Annotated in this window: 20 protein-coding genes; 6 read left to right on the forward strand and 14 right to left on the reverse strand. The window is 61.1% G+C overall.

All coding sequences use genetic code 11. The features are described 5' to 3' along the window. Positions 1–4 precede the first annotated feature (4 nt). The 5 genes from ACQKEK_RS07030 (at position 5) to lipA (ending at position 4,682) form a co-directional block, all read left to right on the forward strand. Positions 5–610 carry an LPS-assembly lipoprotein LptE gene (locus ACQKEK_RS07030; protein ID WP_128120708.1) on the forward strand — a complete coding sequence of 202 codons (606 nt, stop codon included), beginning with the start codon at positions 5–7 and terminating at the stop codon, positions 608–610. A 40-nt stretch (positions 611–650) separates the two neighbouring features. Next, on the forward strand, positions 651–1,679 hold the full coding sequence (gene holA, locus ACQKEK_RS07035; RefSeq protein WP_128120707.1) for a DNA polymerase III subunit delta: 1,029 nt from the start codon (positions 651–653) through the stop codon (positions 1,677–1,679). A 153-nt stretch (positions 1,680–1,832) separates the two neighbouring features. Then, positions 1,833–1,991, forward strand: coding sequence for an alternative ribosome rescue factor ArfA (arfA, locus tag ACQKEK_RS07040; RefSeq protein ID WP_128120706.1), 159 nt, complete (start codon positions 1,833–1,835; stop codon positions 1,989–1,991). Between the two features lie 60 nt (positions 1,992–2,051). Further along, positions 2,052–3,353, forward strand: a complete 1,302-nt coding sequence (locus tag ACQKEK_RS07045) for a lytic murein transglycosylase (protein WP_499141779.1) — start codon at positions 2,052–2,054, stop codon at positions 3,351–3,353. A gap of 276 nt (positions 3,354–3,629) precedes the next feature. After that, positions 3,630–4,682, forward strand: coding sequence for a lipoyl synthase (lipA, locus tag ACQKEK_RS07050; RefSeq protein WP_499141780.1), 1,053 nt, complete (start codon positions 3,630–3,632; stop codon positions 4,680–4,682). A 93-nt stretch (positions 4,683–4,775) separates the two neighbouring features. Here lipA and lipB read toward each other — a convergent pair whose 3' ends face one another. The 11 genes from lipB to ACQKEK_RS07105 form a co-directional block, all read right to left on the reverse strand. Beyond that, on the reverse strand, positions 4,776–5,432 hold the full coding sequence (lipB, locus tag ACQKEK_RS07055) for a lipoyl(octanoyl) transferase LipB (protein WP_499141781.1): 657 nt from the start codon (positions 5,430–5,432) through the stop codon (positions 4,776–4,778). Between the two features lie 61 nt (positions 5,433–5,493). Next, entirely contained in the window at positions 5,494–5,778 is a 285-nt protein-coding gene (locus ACQKEK_RS07060) for a DUF493 domain-containing protein (protein ID WP_499141782.1), read from the reverse strand. Positions 5,779–5,837: 59 nt separating this feature from the next. Beyond that, on the reverse strand, positions 5,838–6,995 hold the full coding sequence (locus ACQKEK_RS07065) for a D-alanyl-D-alanine carboxypeptidase family protein (RefSeq protein ID WP_128120703.1): 1,158 nt from the start codon (positions 6,993–6,995) through the stop codon (positions 5,838–5,840). Positions 6,996–7,069: 74 nt separating this feature from the next. After that, entirely contained in the window at positions 7,070–8,053 is a 984-nt protein-coding gene (locus ACQKEK_RS07070) for a septal ring lytic transglycosylase RlpA family protein (RefSeq protein ID WP_128120702.1), read from the reverse strand. Beyond that, positions 8,050–8,934: a lytic murein transglycosylase B gene (mltB, locus tag ACQKEK_RS07075; protein WP_241509170.1), complete on the reverse strand. Its 885-nt coding sequence runs from the start codon at positions 8,932–8,934 to the stop codon at positions 8,050–8,052. Before mltB ends, ACQKEK_RS07070 begins: the two co-directional genes overlap by 4 nt. A 146-nt stretch (positions 8,935–9,080) precedes the next feature. Next, entirely contained in the window at positions 9,081–10,184 is a 1,104-nt protein-coding gene (gene rodA / locus ACQKEK_RS07080) for a rod shape-determining protein RodA (protein ID WP_216707260.1), read from the reverse strand. Positions 10,185–10,222: 38 nt separating this feature from the next. Continuing rightward, positions 10,223–12,112 carry a penicillin-binding protein 2 gene (gene mrdA, locus ACQKEK_RS07085; RefSeq protein ID WP_216707139.1) on the reverse strand — a complete coding sequence of 630 codons (1,890 nt, stop codon included), beginning with the start codon at positions 12,110–12,112 and terminating at the stop codon, positions 10,223–10,225. A 16-nt stretch (positions 12,113–12,128) separates the two neighbouring features. Next, the gene (gene rlmH, locus ACQKEK_RS07090; protein ID WP_045424041.1) at positions 12,129–12,596 is read right to left on the reverse strand and encodes a 23S rRNA (pseudouridine(1915)-N(3))-methyltransferase RlmH; all 468 of its coding nucleotides are present in this window, start codon (positions 12,594–12,596) and stop codon (positions 12,129–12,131) included. A 7-nt stretch (positions 12,597–12,603) separates the two neighbouring features. Next, complete coding sequence (rsfS, locus tag ACQKEK_RS07095; RefSeq protein WP_045424039.1) at positions 12,604–12,963, reverse strand: ribosome silencing factor; 360 nt, start codon at positions 12,961–12,963, stop codon at positions 12,604–12,606. Between the two features lie 14 nt (positions 12,964–12,977). Beyond that, positions 12,978–13,637 carry a nicotinate-nucleotide adenylyltransferase gene (nadD, locus tag ACQKEK_RS07100; protein ID WP_499141784.1) on the reverse strand — a complete coding sequence of 220 codons (660 nt, stop codon included), beginning with the start codon at positions 13,635–13,637 and terminating at the stop codon, positions 12,978–12,980. Continuing rightward, a complete protein-coding gene (locus ACQKEK_RS07105) occupies positions 13,637–14,902 on the reverse strand; it encodes a glutamate-5-semialdehyde dehydrogenase (protein WP_499142223.1) in 1,266 nt (421 codons plus the stop codon). Before ACQKEK_RS07105 ends, nadD begins: the two co-directional genes overlap by 1 nt. Before the next feature lie 260 nt (positions 14,903–15,162). On the opposite strand from ACQKEK_RS07105, the gene ACQKEK_RS07110 reads away from it, so the two are divergent. After that, positions 15,163–16,482 carry a bifunctional DedA family/phosphatase PAP2 family protein gene (locus tag ACQKEK_RS07110; RefSeq protein ID WP_499141785.1) on the forward strand — a complete coding sequence of 440 codons (1,320 nt, stop codon included), beginning with the start codon at positions 15,163–15,165 and terminating at the stop codon, positions 16,480–16,482. A gap of 30 nt (positions 16,483–16,512) precedes the next feature. Here ACQKEK_RS07110 and ACQKEK_RS07115 read toward each other — a convergent pair whose 3' ends face one another. The 3 genes from ACQKEK_RS07115 to ACQKEK_RS07125 are packed head-to-tail and all read right to left on the reverse strand — an operon-like array spanning position 16,513 to position 18,191. Next, positions 16,513–17,103 (reverse strand): LON peptidase substrate-binding domain-containing protein, encoded by a 591-nt coding sequence (locus tag ACQKEK_RS07115; RefSeq protein ID WP_499141786.1) that lies wholly within the window; start codon positions 17,101–17,103, stop codon positions 16,513–16,515. A 9-nt stretch (positions 17,104–17,112) separates the two neighbouring features. Then, positions 17,113–17,823, reverse strand: coding sequence for an LrgB family protein (locus ACQKEK_RS07120; RefSeq protein WP_499142224.1), 711 nt, complete (start codon positions 17,821–17,823; stop codon positions 17,113–17,115). A 5-nt stretch (positions 17,824–17,828) separates the two neighbouring features. Continuing rightward, the gene (locus ACQKEK_RS07125; protein ID WP_046161765.1) at positions 17,829–18,191 is read right to left on the reverse strand and encodes a CidA/LrgA family protein; all 363 of its coding nucleotides are present in this window, start codon (positions 18,189–18,191) and stop codon (positions 17,829–17,831) included. Positions 18,192–18,284: the final 93 nt, after the last annotated feature.

Below are 18,284 nucleotides of genomic sequence, written 5' to 3' on the forward strand. Positions count from 1 at the left end.
CAACATGATCAAACGCAATCTGGTGGTGGTCGGCCTGGCCCTGCTGTTGAGCGCCTGCGGCTTTCAGCTTCGCGGGACAGGCGATACCAGTTTCGCGCTCGATGAAATTAATCTGCAAGCGCGCAACAGCTATGGCGAAACCGTGCAGCAACTTGAAGAACTGCTCAAGGACAGCGGCGTCAGGGTTTATCCCGGCGCTCGCTATACTCTGGACCTGGTACGCGAGCAGACCCGCCAGCGCACCGCCAGTTACACCACCGCTGCACGCACTGCCGAATACGAGCTGACCCAGACCCTCGACTATGAGATCCGTGGCCCGCAGAACACGGTGCTTCTGGAAGACCAAGTCGAAGTATCGAAGGTCTATGTTCATGACAGCAGCAACCTGATCAGTTCGGATCAGGAAGCCAGCCAGCTGCGCCGGGAAATGCGCCGCGAGCTCCTGCAGCAACTGAGCATGCGCCTACGCAACATCACGCCTGCGCAGCTCGACCAACTGCAGCAGACAGCAGAAGCGAAGAAGCGTGCTGAAGCCGAGGCGATCGAGGCTCAGATGCGCGAACAGTCTGCGCGACCTTTGCAGTCGCCCATCGAACTGCCGCTCCAGTGAAGACCTGGGAGCCCGCCAGCGCAGGCTCCCGGCCCTTGCGATGAAGCTACCTCCCGCCCAGCTCGCCAAGCACTTGCAAGGCTCTCTTGCGCCGATTTATGTGGTCAGTGGCGACGAGCACTTGCTCTGCCAGGAAGCCTGCGACGCGATACGTGCGGCTTGCCGTCAACAGGATTTCAGCGAACGCCAGGTTCTAAATGTCGAGACCGGTTTCGACTGGGGCCTACTGATCGAAGCCGGTGCCAGCCTTTCCCTGTTTGCGGAAAAACGCCTCTTGGAGCTGCGAATTCCCAACGGCAAGCCCGGCGACAAAGGTGCCGCGGCGCTGATCGACTACCTTGCGCGTCCCGCAGAAGACACCGTGCTGCTAATCAGCCTGCCCAAGCTAGACGGCAATACTCAGAAGACCAAATGGGCCAAGGCGCTGATCGACGGCAAACAGGCGCAGTTCCTGCAGATCTGGCCGGTGGACGCGCAACAGCTGCCGCAGTGGATTCGCCAGCGCCTGGCACAAGCCGGTCTTGCTGCAGACCAGGAAGCCGTGGAGCTGATCGCGGCACGTGTCGAAGGCAACCTGCTGGCCGCCGCGCAGGAAATCGAAAAACTCAAACTGCTCGCTGAAGCGGGCCAGGTAACCACCGAAACCGTCCAGGCCGCGGTTGCCGATAGCGCACGCTACGACGTCTTCGGGCTGATTGATGCCGCGCTGCTGGGGCAGCCCGAACACATCCTGCAGATGCTTGCAGGCCTGCGTGGCGAGGGGGTCGAAGCGCCGGTCATTCTCTGGGCCGTCGCGCGGGAAGTCCGCCAGTTGGCCAACATCGCCCAGCAGTACAGTCAAGGCGTACCGCTTGACCGGGCATTCAGCCAGGCCCGCCCGCCAGTATGGGACAAGCGCAAGCCGCTGGTCAGCAAAGCCTTGCAGCGACACGATGCAGCGGGTTGGCAGCGGCTCCTGATGGATGCGCAGCGCATCGATGAGCAAATCAAAGGGCAGGCCGAAGGTGACCCATGGGTCGGTTTGACGGATTTGTGCCTTCAGCTGAGCGGACGGCAGATCAGGTTGTAGAACGCAGCAAACAGTGTGGGTGTCGCCCTCAGATGCGGTCAGGCTCTCTGATTTGCGCTAAACGCCAGGTGTTGCCTGCCCTCCAGGGCTGGACATTTTTTATACAGTCCCTATGATGCCCCGGCTGATCCATAGCAACCGAGAGGGTAATTGATGAGCAAGCAACAAAAGCGGCCAAACAAGGCCAAGAGTCTAGTGGCTCAACCCCTGTTCCGCAGTCGCCAGGAACAGTCGAAAAAAGGCAAAGGCAGCTACCGCCGTGAAGCCTCCCAGTCCACCAACTGGGAGGCTTCGGTCCTTCTGGCGGCTTGAAAAGCCAAGTCACTCAAAGCGTGATAATGTCATCTGCCGATGACCTGCCGAGAGTGGTGCATGCTTTACACCTTCGTTCCCGTCCTGCTGCTGCGTACCCTGATTGCCGGATCAGCCCTGAGCATCATGGTCGCCTGCGCCGCCGAACCGGTCGCACCGAGCGCGCAAGCCTCCGCTAGCCCGCCCCCCCCTAGCACCGTCGAACTCACCGTCTTGCCATCCGAAGCCGAGCCTGAACAGCTGAGCTTCGCAGAATGGCGCAACAGGTTTCGTAGCCAAGCCCTTAACGCGGGCATTTCGGCGCAGGTATTCGACCGCGCCTTTGCAGGCGTCACGCCTGATCCAAGCATCATCATCGCTGATCGCAGCCAGCCGGAATTCACCCGCCCGGTCTGGCAGTACCTGGACGGCGCCCTATCGAAACAGCGTGTCGATCGCGGCAGACGTCTGCTCGAGCAGCACCAAGCGACGCTGAATGATATAGAAGCTCGTTACGCTGTTGATCGTAATACGCTGGTCGCGATCTGGGGCCTTGAAAGCAGCTACGGACAGATCATGGGCGACAAGGGCGTGATCCGTTCGCTCGCCACACTGGCACACGAGGGTCGACGCCCTGGATTTGCCAAAAGTCAGCTGTTGGCGGCCTTGGAAATCCTCCAGCACGGCGATGTGAGTGCCGAACAGCTGCGGGGATCCTGGGCCGGCGCCATGGGACAGACCCAGTTCATCCCGACCACCTATAACACCCACGCGGTGGATTTCGACGGCGATGGCCGCCGGGATATCTGGAGCAGTACCGCCGACGCCCTGGCATCAGCCGCACATTATCTGCAAGCCTCTGGCTGGAAAGCCGGGCAACCGTGGGGTTTCGAAGTCACCTTGCCGGATGGATTCGACTACGCACAGGCTGACAATGCTATCCGCAAGCCAGTATCCGAATGGCGTCAACTGGGACTGACCGGACTGCCGGCAGGTACCAGCATGGATGCCGCAAGCGCGACGTTGTTGCTTCCCGCCGGGTACCGAGGCCCAGCATTTCTGGTCCTGGATAATTTCCGCGCCATACTGCGCTACAACAATTCATCGTCCTATGCGCTGGCGATCGGACTGCTGTCCGAGCGCTTCGATGGCGCCGGCAGGGTCCGTGCAAGCTGGCCACAAGGGGAACAGCCGTTGAGCCGCTCAGAGCGGCTCGAACTGCAGGAACGCCTTTCAAACCGAGGCTTCGATCCAGGCACTGCAGACGGCATCATCGGTGCCAACACCCGCAGCGCTATCCGAGACTTCCAGCAACAGCTGGGCTGGCCCGCCGACGGGCATCCGACGCAGGAATTGCTGGGACGGCTGCGCGCAGAGCCTTAGCGAGCATGGCCGAACTCATCGGCCATGCGCTGCCCCAAGCCGCCCGGCTCCGCAGCCGGGTGACTCACACTCGTTGGCAAGCAAAGCGCGGTAACGCAGGTAAACGCGGATAGAACACTCGTGCACGACCCGATCGTCACTGCGGCTCCCCGCCGCGGCGCTGTCGATCCGTGCATGCCTCGTCACGCGGACTGACCGGTCAACGCCTGTGATAAACTGCGCGGCGGCCACAAGCCGTCTCGTCCCACGGAGCCTCTAGCGGAGCCCAGATTGCCGATGTCCGATATCTCCCAGCCCAAACCCGTTGCCAGCGGCGATAAATTCCGCACCACTCAGGGCATCACCGCGATCAAGGACGGGCAGAAACGCCGCGCCTCAAGCGAACCCCAGGTATTCGAACCCAAACCCAAGTGGCTGCGGGTCAAGGCGCCCAGCGGCAGCCGCTTCGAAGCGGTCAAGCGCAACGTGGGCGAGCACCGCCTGAGCACCGTATGCCAGGAATCGCACTGCCCGAACATGGGCGAATGCTGGTCCAACGGCACCGCCACCATCATGCTGATGGGCTCGGTGTGCACCCGCGCGTGCCGCTTCTGCGCGGTGGATACCGGCAACCCCAACGGCTGGCTGGATCAGGAGGAGCCACAGAACACCGCCAAATCGGTGGAGCTCATGGCGCTGCGCTATATCGTGCTGACTTCGGTGGACCGTGACGATCTTGACGACGGCGGTGCCGCGCACTACGCCGCCTGTGTGCGCGCCATCAAGGAGCGCACCCCGCAGGTGGTCGTGGAGGCCCTGACTCCGGACTTCGACGGCGACCTGCAAGCCATCGAACGCGTGGCGGACTCGGGCCTGGAAGTCTTCGCGCAGAACGTCGAGACGGTCAAACGCCTGACCCATGAAGTGCGCGACCCTCGCGCCGGCTACGAGAAGACCCTGCGCGTGCTGGAGCATGCCAAGCGCCATCGCCCGGAGATGCTGACCAAAACCAGCCTGATGCTGGGCTTGGGCGAAAGCGACGAGGAAGTGCTGCAGACTATGGATGACCTGCGCGCCATCGGCGTCGACATCCTCACCCTCGGCCAGTATCTGCAGCCGACCCGCAACCACCTGCCGGTCAAGCGCTGGGTCAGCCCCGAAGAATTCAACCGTTTCCGCGATATCGGTCTGGAAAAGGGCTTTATGGAAGTCGCCGCCGGCCCGCTGGTGCGCTCCAGCTACCGAGCCGACCGGGTGTTCGAGAAAAACAACCTGGGCTTGGCCGCTCCGGTGCCGGTACCGGGCCAGCCGTTCGACAGCAGCCTCATACCGACCCTCAATCTGAACTGATCGTGCCGAATACCGCCTACCCCTCTATCTCGACTGGGTAGGCGTTTCATATCCGTCATGCCCCGCTGACATATTGGATAAGCCCCGACTTAGCTAGCTTATTGCTGCGCCTGTGAGGGTCTGCTGCTGCGCGTAGCCGAGGTGCTTGACCAGCTGCTCACGCAGGCGGGCACCAACCTCGGCAAAGGCTACCGGCCCCTCAACCAGATCGGCTAATTGGGTCATGCCCATGCCGGCGTAGCCGCAAGGATTGATCCGCCCAAAGGGTTCCAGGTCCATGTCCACATTGAGCGCCAGGCCATGGAACGAGCGTCCGTTACGAATGCGCAGGCCGAGGGACGCGATCTTCGCAGCCTCGACGTACACGCCAGGCGCGTCCGGTTTGGCCAAGGCCTGCACATCGTAGCTGGCAAGCAAACCGATCAGGCTCTGTTCGATGCGGCTGACCAGTTCGCGCACACCAAAACCTAACCGACGGACGTCCAGCATCAGGTAGCACACCAGTTGCCCGGGGCCATGATAGGTCACCTGCCCGCCCCGATCAGCCTGAATCACAGGGATATCACCGGGCAACAGCAGGTGCTCGGCCTTGCCGGCCTGCCCCTGGGTGAACACCCGCGGATGCTGTAGCAGCCAAATCTCGTCAACAGTGTCCGGCTGCCGTTCGTTGGTAAAGCGCTGCATGGCTTGCCAGGCGACGGGATAGTCCACCAGACCGAGCTCACGCACCCCCAACAGCGAGATACTCATGACTAAGCACCTGCGCCTGGAGGACTTACAGCCATGCGTGCATTCGTGGAATGCCGGCCCATTACAGCACCATGTGCACGCGCCCGGTGGCGCGCAGATCGACATGAATCGCTTGCAATTGCTCCACGCTCGTCGCCGTGATCAGTACCTGCACGGATAGAAAACGTCCGTTACGACTGTCGCGGCTAACCAGCGTGGTTTCATCAAAATTCGGCGAATGCCGACGGATCACTTCTACCACCGTCTCGCTGAAGCCTTCGCCCGCATCGCCGATCACCTTGATCGGATAGCGCTCGCAGGGGAACTCGATTTTCGGTGCTTGTGTTTCGCTTTTACTTTCGGTCATGGCAACGGACTCGTGATCCGCAAGCGCATCCAGCGGAGAGCGGGACGCGCTTCAGAGGTTCAGTTGAAGAGGTTGAAGAAGAACAGCTGAATGCTATCCCACAAACGGCTGAATAACCCACCTTCCTCTACCGCCTGCAAAGCAATCAGGTCAGTGCTTTGCAACACCTCGCCATCGAGACTTACCTCGACCTTGCCGATTACATCACCCTGCTGGATTGGCGCGGTGAGTTCGGGATTAAAGGTAAGGCCGGCCTGGAGTTTGTCCATCTGCCCACGCGGCAGGGTCATGGTCAGGTCGTTCGCCAGCCCAGCACTGACCTGGTCCTGCTGGCCTTTCCAGACACGAGACGTCGCCAGCTCAACACCCTTCTGATAGAAGGTTCGGGTCTCGAAGAAGCGGAAGCCATAGGTCAGCAGTTTCTGCGTCTCGGCGGCACGTGCCTGCTCGCTGTTGGTGCCGAAGACAGCGGTGATCAGACGCATGTCATCACGAACTGCCGAAGCGACCAGGCAGTAGCCTGCCTCTTCGGTATGACCGGTCTTCAAACCGTCTACGGTCTTGTCGCGCCATAGCAGAAGGTTACGGTTGGGCTGTTTGATATTGTTCCAGAAGAATTCCTTCTGCGCGTAGATGTCGTAATGCTCCGGATCCTCATAGATGATCGCACGTGCCAGTTTGGCCATGTCAGCAGCAGAAGAATAGTGTTCTGGATGAGGCAGCCCTGTGGCGTTCATGAAGTGGGTGTTGGTCATGCCCAAACGCTGAGCCGTGCTGTTCATGAGGTCGGCAAAGGCCTCTTCGCTGCCGGCGATATGCTCAGCCATAGCGACGCTGGCGTCGTTGCCTGACTGAATAATGATGCCGTGCAGCAGATCGTCTACCGAAACCTGCGTATTGACCTGGATGAACATCCGCGAGCCACCGGTGCGCCAGGCTTTTTCGCTAATAGTCACCATGTCGCTTTCGGAAATCTGCCCCTTCTTGATTTCCAATGTGGCGATATAAGCCGTCATCAGTTTTGTCAGACTGGCGGGCGGCAGGCGCTCGTCACCGGCATTCTCGACTAGCACCTTGCCGCTGGCGGCATCCATCAAAACGTAGGACTTGGCCGCCAGCTGTGGCGGTGAAGGGATGATCGGCTCGGCCCAGGCGGTGGGCGCTACGGCCAGCACGGTGAGAAGGAACAGCCGGTGCACGAAGGTGGTGATAGTCATTGCGCTCTCAAAAAGGTGGTGTGGCAAAAACGGTTACAGGTCAGCGTCGCTTATCCATCAGCGATGAAGAACCTTCAATCGCCGCGTACTCTGCGCGGGTTTCCCAAATTGGCGAGACGGACGCTCTGTTCGAGCTGTGTGGCTTCATCGGGGGAGTCGATTGGCCCTAGGCGCACCCGGTGCAGAATCTGCTCTTGGTGCACAACCGAACTCACGAAAACCGGCGCTTCGGTCAGACTGCTGAGCTTGTCGCGTAGCAACTGAGCGGCATCAGGGTTGGCAAACGCACCGACCTGGAGATAGACACCGGTCCCGCTTGCAGCGCGCTTGTCGCCGGTCTCAACCTCCACCGGCACGGTGGCGCCAGCATGCTGTGTGGGTGGCGGCGTGTATTGTTCGACAGGTTGCGCCAGCGCAGCAGCCGAGGGTTTGGCGACTTTTTGCGGCTGGGCCAGGACCATCGGCGCCGGCCTGCCTCGCTCGGCCCACCATCGCTCGGGGTCGATACCTTCGACCTTGACCCGTGCGGTCCCGTTTTCTGCATAACCCAGTTTCTTCGCCGCCGCGAACGACAGGTCGATGATCCGATCCGAGTAAAACGGACCGCGGTCATTGACCCGCAGCACCACTGTCTTGCCGTTGTCGAGGTTGGTTACCCGAACATAGCTGGGCAGCGGCAGCGTTTTGTGCGCCGCGCTCATGCCGTACAGATCGTATTTTTCGCCGTTGGCGGTCGGCTGACCATGAAACTTGGTGCCGTACCAGGATGCCGTTCCGGTCGCCCGATAGTTGCGCCCGTCACCGATGGGGTAATAGGTTTTGCCCAGCACGGTATAGGGATTGGCCTTGAACGGGCCGTTGTGCGGCGTGGGTGTTGCGTCCGGGATACGGGACACGTCGACATCCCACCAAGGCGCGCCGTCCTTGTGCGGCCGCGAGTAGTCACCTGGCCCACTGATACCTGCACTTTTGGTGGGGGCCGGCGACGGTGTCGGCGCCGACGAGCATCCGACAACCAGCACAGCGACAGTCGCTACCGCCAGCAAACGAGAGGTCATTGCGCACCCCGCGCCTGGAGCAACTGCTCGGAAAGCTGATGGACTGCCATCGCGTACATCACGCTGCGGTTATAACGGGTAATGACATAGAAGTTGGGCAAGCCGACCCAGTACTCGTCGCCGTCGGTCCCGTCGAGACGAAAGGCGGTTACCACAGTGTCGTTGGCCATCTCCGTTTCGGTCGACCATTGCCAACCCAGCTCGCGCAATTCAGCGGCCTTCAGGACCGGTTCAAGCCCCTCGGTCAGACCTTCGCTATGCTGCTCGCCACTTACTGTGGCCCGCGCCACCACCGGTGCACCAGCTGTCCAACCGTGCTGTTTGAAATAATTGGCGGCGCTGCCGATGGCGTCGACAGGATTCTTCCAGATATCGATACGTCCGTCCGCATCGAAATCCACGGCATAGGCGCGGAAGCTGCTCGGCATGAATTGCGGCAGCCCCATGGCACCGGCGTAAGAACCGGTCAGTGTCAAAGGGTCGACTTGCTCTTCACGGGCCAGCAACAGGAATTCCTTGAGCTGCTGACGGAAGAATGGCTGGCGCGGTGGATAATCGAAGCCCAGGGTCGACAAGGCATCTATGACGCGATAGTTACCTGTGTTGCGGCCATAAAAGGTTTCGACACCGATGATGGCGACGATGACCTGTGCCGGCACACCAAATTCCTGTTCGGCGCGCGCCAGCGCCGCCTCGTTCTCGCGCCAGAAATCCACTCCCTGAGCGACCCGTGAATCGGTCATGAAGATCGGCCGATATTCTTTCCACGCCTTGACGCGTTCTGCCGGCCGCGAGATAGCATCGAGAATCACCTGCTTGCGCTCTGCCTGCGCCAGCACTTCGATCACCTGCTCACTGGCGAACCCATAGTCCTGCGTCATTTCGCGCACAAAATCGGCGACCTTTTCGCCTTGATAATCTGCCGCAAAAACCGCCGGAGCATGTCCGAACGCTGCAAAAAGACCCGCTCCGCAGAGCGCTCGCGTCAACCAGCCACGTCGTAATCGATCCAAGAAATTCACTCTAGTCAAACCTGTGCGATCCATTTGCGATGGGTGTGGATCGACATCAAAACCCCGAACCCTGATAGCAGGGTTACCAATGAAGTGCCACCAAAACTGATGAAGGGCAACGGCACCCCTACCACCGGCAACAGACCGCTGACCATGCCGATGTTGATGAATACGTAGACGAAAAAAGTCATCGTCAGCGCACCGGCCAGCAACTTGCCAAACAGGGTCTGCGCCTGAACGGTAATGACCAGCCCGCGCATAATCAGCAACAAATAAAGCAGCAGCAGCAGGCAGACGCCCACCAGGCCGAACTCTTCAGCCAGAACCGCAATGATAAAGTCCGTATGGCTTTCGGGCAAAAAATCCAGATGGGACTGGGTGCCCAGCAACCAACCCTTGCCAAACACCCCGCCTGAACCTATCGCCGCCTTCGACTGGATGATGTTCCAGCCGGTTCCCAGCGGGTCGCTTTCTGGGTCGAGGAATGTATGCACGCGCTGTTTCTGGTAGTTGTGCAGAACGAAATACCACATAGCCACGGCGATCGGCACCAGCGCCGCAATTGCGCTCAGAATCCAGCGCCAGCGCAGCCCGGCGATGAACAGCACGAAAGCACCGGAGACCAGCACCAGCAAGGAAGTGCCCAGATCCGGTTGTTTGAGGATCAGCACGAAGGGCGTGAGGATCAGGCCAAGGCTGACCATGGTGTGCTTGATGCCTGGCGGCAATGCGCGCGCAGATAAATACCAGGCGATGGTCATCGGCATGATGATTTTCATGAACTCGGACGGCTGGAAGCGAATCACCCCTGGGATATTGATCCAGCGGGTCGCACCCATCGCGGTGTATCCGACGAACTCCACCGCGACCAGCAGCGCTACAACCGCCAAGTAGCCAGCCGGGACCCAGCGCGCCATGAATCTGGGCTCCAGCTGGGCGATGACCAGCATGGCGCCCAGGCCGAAGCCATAGGAAGTCGCCTGCTTGATCAGCAGATCCACGTTCTTGCCGCCGGCCGAATAAAGAACGAACAAGCTGCCGGCCGCCAGCGTCAGCAGAAGCAAGAGCAGCACCCCATCGATATGCATGCGCTGTAACAGCGTCGCCCGACGACGCATCACATCGGTGGTCGAAAGCGTGCGGTCGAATGTTCCGCTCATGGCTTGGGCCCCTGTGCCGTCATGGCCGGCGCATACTCGGCCTTTAGCTCGCCCGCCTCGTTCAACAACCAGGCGTCCATGATCTGCTTGGCCACCGGAGCGGCGACGCCAGACCCGGACTCACCGTTCTCGACCATCACAGCCACTGCTATCTGTGGGTCATGCACCGGGGCGAAGGCGACGAACAAGGCGTGGTCACGATGGCGTTCGGCAAGTTTGCCGCTGTCATACTTCTCGCCCTGCTTGATGGCGACGACCTGCGCCGTACCGCTTTTGCCGGCGATGAGATATGCGGCGGTATCGCCTACTTTCTTTGCCGTGCCGCGGGCGCCGTGCAGCACCTTCACCATGCCGTTGATGGAGGCATCCCAGTAACTTGGATCGCGGAGCTGAATATCAGGCATCGGTTCCGGATCGACAGGCATTTCACCTTCGATGCTTTTCGCCAGGTGCGGTCTGATCCACTTGCCATGGGTCGCCATCAGCGCGGTCGCCTGGGCCAGCTGCAACGGAGTGGTCTGCATGTAGCCCTGACCGATGCCGAGGATAACGGTCTCGCCCGGGTACCAGGCCTGCCGGTAACGCCCACGCTTCCAGTCTCGCGACGGCATCAGGCCGGCGGTTTCCTCGAACATATCCAACGCAACGCGCTGGCCGAGGCCAAAGCGACTCATGTAGTCATGCATACGGTCGATGCCCATCTTGTGGGCAAGGTCATAAAAGTAGGTGTCGTTCGACCGCATGATGGCCGTTTCCAGATCCACCCAGCCGTCGCCGCCGCGATTCCAGTTCCGATACTTATGCTTCACATTGGGCAGCTGAAAGAAGCCGGGGTCGAACACGCGGCTGTTCTCGGTTACCACACCGGTATCCAGCCCAGCCACCGCCATCATCGGCTTGATGGTCGACCCTGGTGGGTACAGCCCGCGCAAGACCCGGTTGAACAGCGGCTGATCGATCGAGTCACGCAACTCGCCGTAAGCCTTGAAGCTGATGCCGGTCACGAACAGGTTGGGATCGAAGCTGGGCTGGCTGACCATTGCCAGCACCTCGCCGGTCGAGGGCTGCAAGGCGACAATGGCGCCGCGACGTCCCGCCAACGCGGCTTCGGCCGCCTCCTGCAGCTCAAGATCGAGCGTCAGGGTGATGTCCTTGCCCGGAATAGGATCGGTGCGCTTGAGTACCCGCAGCACCCGACCCCGAGCGTTGGTTTCGACTTCCTCGTAACCCACCTGACCGTGCAGGACATCTTCATAGAAGCGCTCGATGCCGGTCTTGCCGATATGGTGGGTGCCGCTGTAGTTGACCGGATCAAGCTGCTTGACCTCCGCCTCGTTGATCCGACCGACGTAGCCGACCGAGTGCGCGAAATGCTTGCCCTGTGGGTAGTGTCGAACCAGTTGCGCCGCCACCTCCACGCCTGGCAGACGGAACTGATCCACCGCGATGCGGGCGATCTGCTCTTCCGACAACTCGTACATGATCGGCACCGGCTCGAATGGCCTCCGCCCCTGAAGCACGCGCTTTTCGAAGAGCGCACGCTCTTCGCTGGAGAGCTCCAGCACCTCGACCACCGTGTCGAGTGTCTTGCGCCAATCTTCAGCTCGCTCGCGAGTCACCGTAAGACTGAAGCTCGGCCGGTTGTCGGCGATGAGTTTGCCAGTCCGGTCGAAAATCAGCCCGCGATTCGGTGGAATCGGCTGGACGTGAACACGGTTGCTTTCGGATAGCGTCGAGTGATGCTCGTACTGCACGACCTGCAGGTAGTAAAGCCGCGCAATCAAGGCGCCGATCAGGAGCAGCACCAAAACCCCGCCCACAATCACCCGCTGACGCACCAGGCGGGCGTCCTTTTCGTGGTCCTGGAGAGGGATCGACTTGGACATCTTGGGTTTGGCTGTACTACTTGTGGTAAGGGTGACCCGACAGCAACGTCCAGGCGCGATAGATCTGCTCGCCGATAAGAATGCGCACCAGCGGATGTGGCAAGGTCAACGGCGACAGCGACCAGCGTTGCTCACTCCGCGCGCAAACTTCGGGCGCCAGGCCCTCCGGTCCGCCAACCATCAGGTTGACGTTGCGTGCATCGAGCCGCCAGCGCTCCAACTCGGACGCCAGTTGCTCGGTGCTCCATGGCCGCCCCGTCACTTCAAGCGTGACGATGCGCTCGCCGGGTTGCACCTTCGCCAGCATGGCCTCGCCCTCCTGACGAATCAACCGCGCCACGTCGGCATTCTTGCCACGGGTGTTAAGCGATATTTCATGAAGCTCCAAAGGCAGCTCAGATGGCAGGCGCTTGGCATATTCTTGCCAACCGTCCTCCACCCAGCGCGGCATCTTCGAACCCACCGCAATCAGCTTGATCCGCACGGATCGACTATTCCTGCTCGCCCGCGTGCTGCGCACGGCTCTGCTCGGCGCCCTGCCAGAGGCGCTCGAGATCGTAGAACTGGCGAGTTGGCACCTGCATCACATGCACCACCACATCCCCGAGGTCGAGCAGAGCCCATTCGCCGCCGTCCAGGCCTTCGCTACCAAGCGGGCGTACGCCCTGCTCCTTGACCTTCTCGAGCACGTTCTCGGCGAGCGATTTCACGTGACGGCTGGACGTGCCGCTAGCGATAACCATGAAGTCGGTGACGCTGGTCTTGCCACGGACATCGATAGTCGTGATATCGGTGCCTTTCAGATCTTCCAGGGCACTAACGGCCAGCTGAGCCAAAGAATCATTTTGCATAGTGTGAAACAACCTCAGTTCGACGCCCGGTACAGTCCGTGCGCGTTGATATAAGCCAGCACGGCGTCCGGTACGAGAAAGCGTACAGACCGGCCGCTGGCCAGAAATTGACGAATACGTGTTGCCGACACCCCTAGCGGGGCCTGCCAGACGAAAGCGATTTGCCCACCGCTGCCGGTAAGCGTCAGCGGATCGTTCACGCTGCGTGCCGCCAGCAGGTCCCGCAGTGCTTCCGGCGACTTGCTGTCGGCATCCGGCCGCTGCATGACCAGAATATGGCAATGATCGAGCAGCTGATCCCAGCGATGCCAACTGGGAAGCCCGCAGAAGGCGTCCCAACCCATGATCAGAAAGACCTGATCGTCATCATCCAGCTCGGCACGCAAAGACTCCAGCGTGTCGACGGTGTAAGACGGCTTGTCACGCTCCAACTCGCGTGCATCGACCGAAAGCGGAGCCAAGTCCTGCACCGCCAGCCGAACCATGCTCAAGCGATCCTGCGCAGTGCTGTATGGCGTTTCACGGTGCGGCGGTCGGTAGTTGGGGACCAGGCGAACCTCGTCGAGCCCGACCATCTCCGCTACTTCCAGAGCGCCGCGTAAATGCCCGATATGCACCGGGTCAAAGGTGCCACCGAGAAGGCCGATGCGCCGAGGGGTGCCAGTTGCCCTCATCAAGTACGCACGTGGCCGTCGCCGAATACCACGTACTTCTCGCTGGTCAGTCCTTCCAGGCCGACCGGACCACGGGCGTGCAGTTTATCGGTGGAAATGCCGATCTCAGCGCCCAACCCGTACTCGAAGCCATCGGCAAAACGAGTGGAGGCGTTGATCATTACCGACGCCGAATCGACCTCAGTAATAAAGCGCCGCGCATCGGTGAAGTTTTCCGTGACGATCGCGTCTGTGTGCTGCGAACCGTAGCGATTGATGTGCTGGATGGCTTCATCCAGGGAATCGACAATGCGGATCGACAGGATCGGCGCGTTGTATTCGGTGGACCAATCCTCTTCGCTGGCAGCTAACACATCGCTACCGAGCAATTCACAGGTCCTCGGGCAGCCACGCAACTCGACGCCCTTCTCCCGATAGATCGCTGCCAGCGGCGGCAACACACGAGCGGCGATGGATGCATGAACCAACAGCGTTTCCATGGTGTTGCACGGCGCATAGCGCTGGGTCTTGGCGTTGTCGGCGATGCGGACAGCCTTGTCGAGGTCGGCCGCCTGATCGATGAACACGTGGCAGATTCCGTCCAGATGCTTGATCACCGGCACTTTAGCGTCGCGACTGATGCGCTCGATCAGCCCCTTACCGCCGCGCGGCACGATCACATCCACGTATTCCGGCATGGTGATCAATGCCCCAACGGCGGCACGATCGGTGGTCTCGACAACCTGCACCGCAGCAGCTGGCAGCTGGGCCTCGGCCAGGCCCAGTTGAATGCAGCGAGCAATGGCCTGGTTCGAATGGATCGCTTCCGAGCCGCCGCGCAAAATAGTGGCGTTGCCCGACTTGAGACACAGGCTTGCGGCATCGATGGTCACGTTGGGCCGTGACTCGTAGATGATCCCAACCACGCCCAGCGGCACGCGCATCTTGCCAACCTGAATACCAGAAGGCAGGTAGCGCATGTCGCGTATCTCACCGATGGGGTCAGGCAGGTTCGCGACCTGGCGCAGTCCCTCGATCATGTCGTCGATGCGCGCCGGCGTAAGCGCCAGCCGATCGAGCATGGCCTCGTCCAGACCATTGGCACGCCCAGCCTCGAGGTCCTCACGATTAGCACGGACCAGCTCCTCACGCGCGGCGTCAAGCGCGGCGGCGGCGGCTTGCAAGGCCCGGTTCTTCTGCGCTGTGGTGGCACGCGCTAGCACGCGCGACGCCTCGCGCGCGGCGCGACCGAGGCGGGTCATGTAGTCGAGTACGGACTCGGTCATGGTCTGGCTGGCCTGACTGAAGGGAAAGCGGCTGATTATAGCCACCCACGCGCCTCACGCACAGCGGCGCCGGGCGAATGGCAGAAAAGCATCCGACTGCAGTCACGCCACCGAATGTGCCACCTGACCACTCAAGCGCGTCGAAATCCGCCGTTTGATCAGTGACCGCTCCAGGCAATTCCCAGCGTTATCATGACCAGACGCTTGAAACCCAGGCGCCAGGTGCCGGGTCGAAGCGTTTCGGACCAAGGAAAACAACCATGCCGGAATGGCTTACCGCACTCTCGAATTGGCTCACTGAGCACCCACAATGGCTTGGCCTTAGCCTGTTTTTAGTCGCCTGCCTCGAATGCCTCGCCATTATTGGCTTGCTGATGCCCGGCACCGTACTGGTGTTTGCCATCGCGGTCGTCGCCGGCAGTGGCGTGCTGAGCCTCGGCGAGACACTGCTCCTCGGCTATGCCGGCGGTCTACTTGGCGACCTGCTCTCATACGGGCTGGGACGCCGCTACCATCAGAATATTCGCAGTCTCCGCGGCCTACGCGACCACCCAGAATGGCTGACACGCGCCGAGTTGTACTTCGAGCACTACGGCATTGCCAGTCTGCTTGTAGGACGCTTCATTGGTCCGCTGCGACCCATGTTGCCGGTAACCGCGGGCATGCTCGACATGCCGTTCGGACGCTTTCTCCTGGTCAGCCTGGTCGCCGCGGCTGGCTGGTCGATGGCCTATCTGCTGCCGGGCTGGGCGGCGGGTGCAGCCGTGCGACTGCCCTTGCCAGAGGGTTTCTGGAGCGAGGCGGGCGTTGTGACCGCCGCTCTGCTTCTGCTCGTCGGCGGCGTGGTGCATGGCAGTCTGCATCAGATGCGCTGGGTGACCCCGCTTGCCGCCGGCCTCAGCGCAGCCGTTCTGATTGGACTATTCATTGGTTGGCCCTATTTGGTGGAACTCGACGAAGGGCTGATGACGGTCATTCAGGGCGAGCGCAGCCCGATCTTCGACCGTTTCATGGTCGTGGTCACACGAGCCGGCGACTTCCAAACCCAGCTGTGGGCCGCCGTGTTGCTGAGTCTGTTGTTGATCGCCACGAAACAGTGGCGAGCTGCGGCGTTCAGCATTCTCACGCTGCTGGGCACCGCGTTGGCCAACGGCGCACTTAAAACGACCTTCGGCCGCATCCGCCCGGAAATTCTGCTGGAGCCCCTGCACAGTTTCAGCTTCCCCAGCGGTCACAGCTCGGCAGCATTCGCCTTTTTTCTCACCCTTGGTGTTCTCGCTGGCAGGGGCCAGCCACCGCGCCTGCGCCTGGCCTGGGTGCTATTGGGCGCCTTGCCGGCCACCGCAATTGCACTGTCGCGTGTCTATCTCGGCGTTCACTGGCCAACCGATGTGATCGCTGGCGCGGTGTTGGCAGCCAGCATTTGCGCCGCGAGCCTGACCCTTGTGCAATGGCGCGCACCGATGACGGGACTGTCGCCGAAAATATGGTGGCTGATCCTGCCGGCCACCCTGGGACTGATTGGCGCCTTTGCGATCTGGGCATTGCCAGGTGCCATGCTGCTGTATCGCTACCAGTAGTGCCGCCAACGCCATTCAGACACCGTACATTTATTCGACCGCCTCGCCCTGCAGCTGCTCCAGCCAGCGCTGAATTCGCTGCAATTGCAGCGCTGGATCGTCAAGCTGCAACAGTTCGATTTTCTGCTCCGGCTGAAAGGGCAGCAGGTAGGCCAGCTGATGCGCCAGTGAGCGCTGGCCCTGCGCGGCACTGCCCATCCCTAAGGCCTCAACCAGCGGATGCTGACCGAGCGCTTCCAGCAGAATAGCCAGATCAAGATGCTCATCGTTCAGCGGCAGGTCGTCCCCCTCCTCGCGCCAGTTGATCTCGGCAACGGTCAGCTGATCACGCTGTACCTCGACCGACAACACATCGAAGCGACGGCCGCCCTCGACTCGTATGCCCAGCAGGCCATTAGGGCGCTGTTGCCAATCGCGAATCAACGCCTCACAGCCTGTCAGGGCATGTTCGCTCGGCGCCACGCCCACCTCACTGCCTTCGATGAGACGCACCACACCGAATCCATGTCCGGCCTTCATGCAGCTGCTGACCATATCCAGATAGCGCGCCTCGAAGAGCTGCAGATCAAGGGTGCACCCAGGAAACAAAACGGTATCGAGCGGAAACAACGGTAGCTTCATTCAAACTCCTCACGACAGCATCAGCACGGCCAAAGGCAGCAGCACTGCGGTCATCACGCCCATCAGGCTCATGGCCAGTGCTGCAAACGCGCCGCACTCGTCGCCTTCCTGCAACGCCTGGGCAGTCCCCACCGCATGCGCAGTCAGACCCAGCGCCATGCCTCGGGCGGCAGGATGCTGAACGCCAAACCTGCGCAACAGTTCCGGGCCGATGATCGCGCCGATGATACCCGTGATCATCACGAAGACAGCTGCCAGCGCCACCACACCGCCGATCTGCTCGGCCACCAGCATGGCGATAGGCGAGGTAACCGACTTGGGCGCCAGGGTCATCAGGATCATCTGGTCGGCACCAAAGACCCACGCCAGCGTCATGCCCAGCGCCGTAGCGCCAGTGCCGGCCAGTAGCAGGGTGAGCATGATAGGCCCGAACAGTTCGCGGATCCTCCGCAGATTCAGGTACAGCGGCACCGCGAGTGCCACGGTGGTTGGCCCGAGGAGCACGGTCAGCATCTGGGCGCTGTCGCGGTACTCCTCATAGCTCAGACCGCAAAGCACAAGCGTAGCGACCACCACCACCATCGACACCAGCACTGGCTGCAGGAATACCCAGCGGGTTTTTTCGTAGGCCGCATAGGCCAGCTGAAAAGCCGCCAAAGTGATCGCCACGCCAAACAGGGGGTGATGAATGACCGCACCCCAAGCCGCCTGCCACTGCATCGCGATCATGCGCGACCTGCCTTGCGCTGCTGACGGCGAATCAGCGTTTGCATCAGCCAGCCGGTAAACACCAACGACACCACCAGCGAGAGCACCAGTACGCCGACGATGGCCCAGAAATCCTCGAGAATCGCCCCGGTGTAGGCCATCACACCCACAGCGGGCGGCACCAGCAACAGGGGCAAATAACGCAACAGGCTACTCGCGGCGACCTGCAGCGATTCACTCGCTTGCCCGCGAGCCAGCAGCGCTACGAACAGCAACAGCAAGCCGATGATTGGCCCCGGCAGCATTGGCAGAACCATTACGTTGAGCGCAGTGCCAAGCAGTTGGAACAGCAGCAGCCAGGTTAGTCCGCGTAGCAGCATGGAAGCCTCCAGAGCAAAGGAGCGCAATTATAAGCATCTCGCCACAACGACACCCGCAACAGCTCCCTATCAGCCTATGGCGCGCCATTCGCA

This window comes from Pseudomonas sp. NPDC077408 (assembly GCF_050269105.1).
In the GTDB taxonomy this organism is placed as follows: Bacteria; Pseudomonadota; Gammaproteobacteria; order Pseudomonadales; family Pseudomonadaceae; genus Stutzerimonas.

Bases quoted from the DNA above. Each gene is read 5' to 3' on its own strand.
- rodA (WP_216707260.1), bottom strand. From the start codon at position 10,184: ATGCGTCGTCGGGCGACGCTGTTACAGCGCATGCATATCGATGGGGTG.
- ACQKEK_RS07070 (WP_128120702.1), bottom strand. From the start codon at position 8,053: ATGACCTCTCGTTTGCTGGCGGTAGCGACTGTCGCTGTGCTGGTTGTC.
- lipB (WP_499141781.1), bottom strand. From the start codon at position 5,432: ATGAGTATCTCGCTGTTGGGGGTGCGTGAGCTCGGTCTGGTGGACTAT.
- arfA (WP_128120706.1), top strand. From the start codon at position 1,833: ATGAGCAAGCAACAAAAGCGGCCAAACAAGGCCAAGAGTCTAGTGGCT.
- ACQKEK_RS07120 (WP_499142224.1), bottom strand. From the start codon at position 17,823: ATGCAGTGGCAGGCGGCTTGGGGTGCGGTCATTCATCACCCCCTGTTT.
- ACQKEK_RS07065 (WP_128120703.1), bottom strand. From the start codon at position 6,995: ATGACTATCACCACCTTCGTGCACCGGCTGTTCCTTCTCACCGTGCTG.
- ACQKEK_RS07030 (WP_128120708.1), top strand. From the start codon at position 5: ATGATCAAACGCAATCTGGTGGTGGTCGGCCTGGCCCTGCTGTTGAGC.
- lipA (WP_499141780.1), top strand. From the start codon at position 3,630: ATGTCCGATATCTCCCAGCCCAAACCCGTTGCCAGCGGCGATAAATTC.
- ACQKEK_RS07125 (WP_046161765.1), bottom strand. From the start codon at position 18,191: ATGCTGCTACGCGGACTAACCTGGCTGCTGCTGTTCCAACTGCTTGGC.
- mltB (WP_241509170.1), bottom strand. From the start codon at position 8,934: ATGACGCAGGACTATGGGTTCGCCAGTGAGCAGGTGATCGAAGTGCTG.
- ACQKEK_RS07115 (WP_499141786.1), bottom strand. From the start codon at position 17,103: ATGAAGCTACCGTTGTTTCCGCTCGATACCGTTTTGTTTCCTGGGTGC.
- ACQKEK_RS07060 (WP_499141782.1), bottom strand. From the start codon at position 5,778: ATGACCGAAAGTAAAAGCGAAACACAAGCACCGAAAATCGAGTTCCCC.
- mrdA (WP_216707139.1), bottom strand. From the start codon at position 12,112: ATGTCCAAGTCGATCCCTCTCCAGGACCACGAAAAGGACGCCCGCCTG.
- holA (WP_128120707.1), top strand. From the start codon at position 651: ATGAAGCTACCTCCCGCCCAGCTCGCCAAGCACTTGCAAGGCTCTCTT.
- ACQKEK_RS07110 (WP_499141785.1), top strand. From the start codon at position 15,163: ATGCCGGAATGGCTTACCGCACTCTCGAATTGGCTCACTGAGCACCCA.
- ACQKEK_RS07105 (WP_499142223.1), bottom strand. From the start codon at position 14,902: ATGACCGAGTCCGTACTCGACTACATGACCCGCCTCGGTCGCGCCGCG.
- nadD (WP_499141784.1), bottom strand. From the start codon at position 13,637: ATGAGGGCAACTGGCACCCCTCGGCGCATCGGCCTTCTCGGTGGCACC.
- rsfS (WP_045424039.1), bottom strand. From the start codon at position 12,963: ATGCAAAATGATTCTTTGGCTCAGCTGGCCGTTAGTGCCCTGGAAGAT.
- ACQKEK_RS07045 (WP_499141779.1), top strand. From the start codon at position 2,052: ATGCTTTACACCTTCGTTCCCGTCCTGCTGCTGCGTACCCTGATTGCC.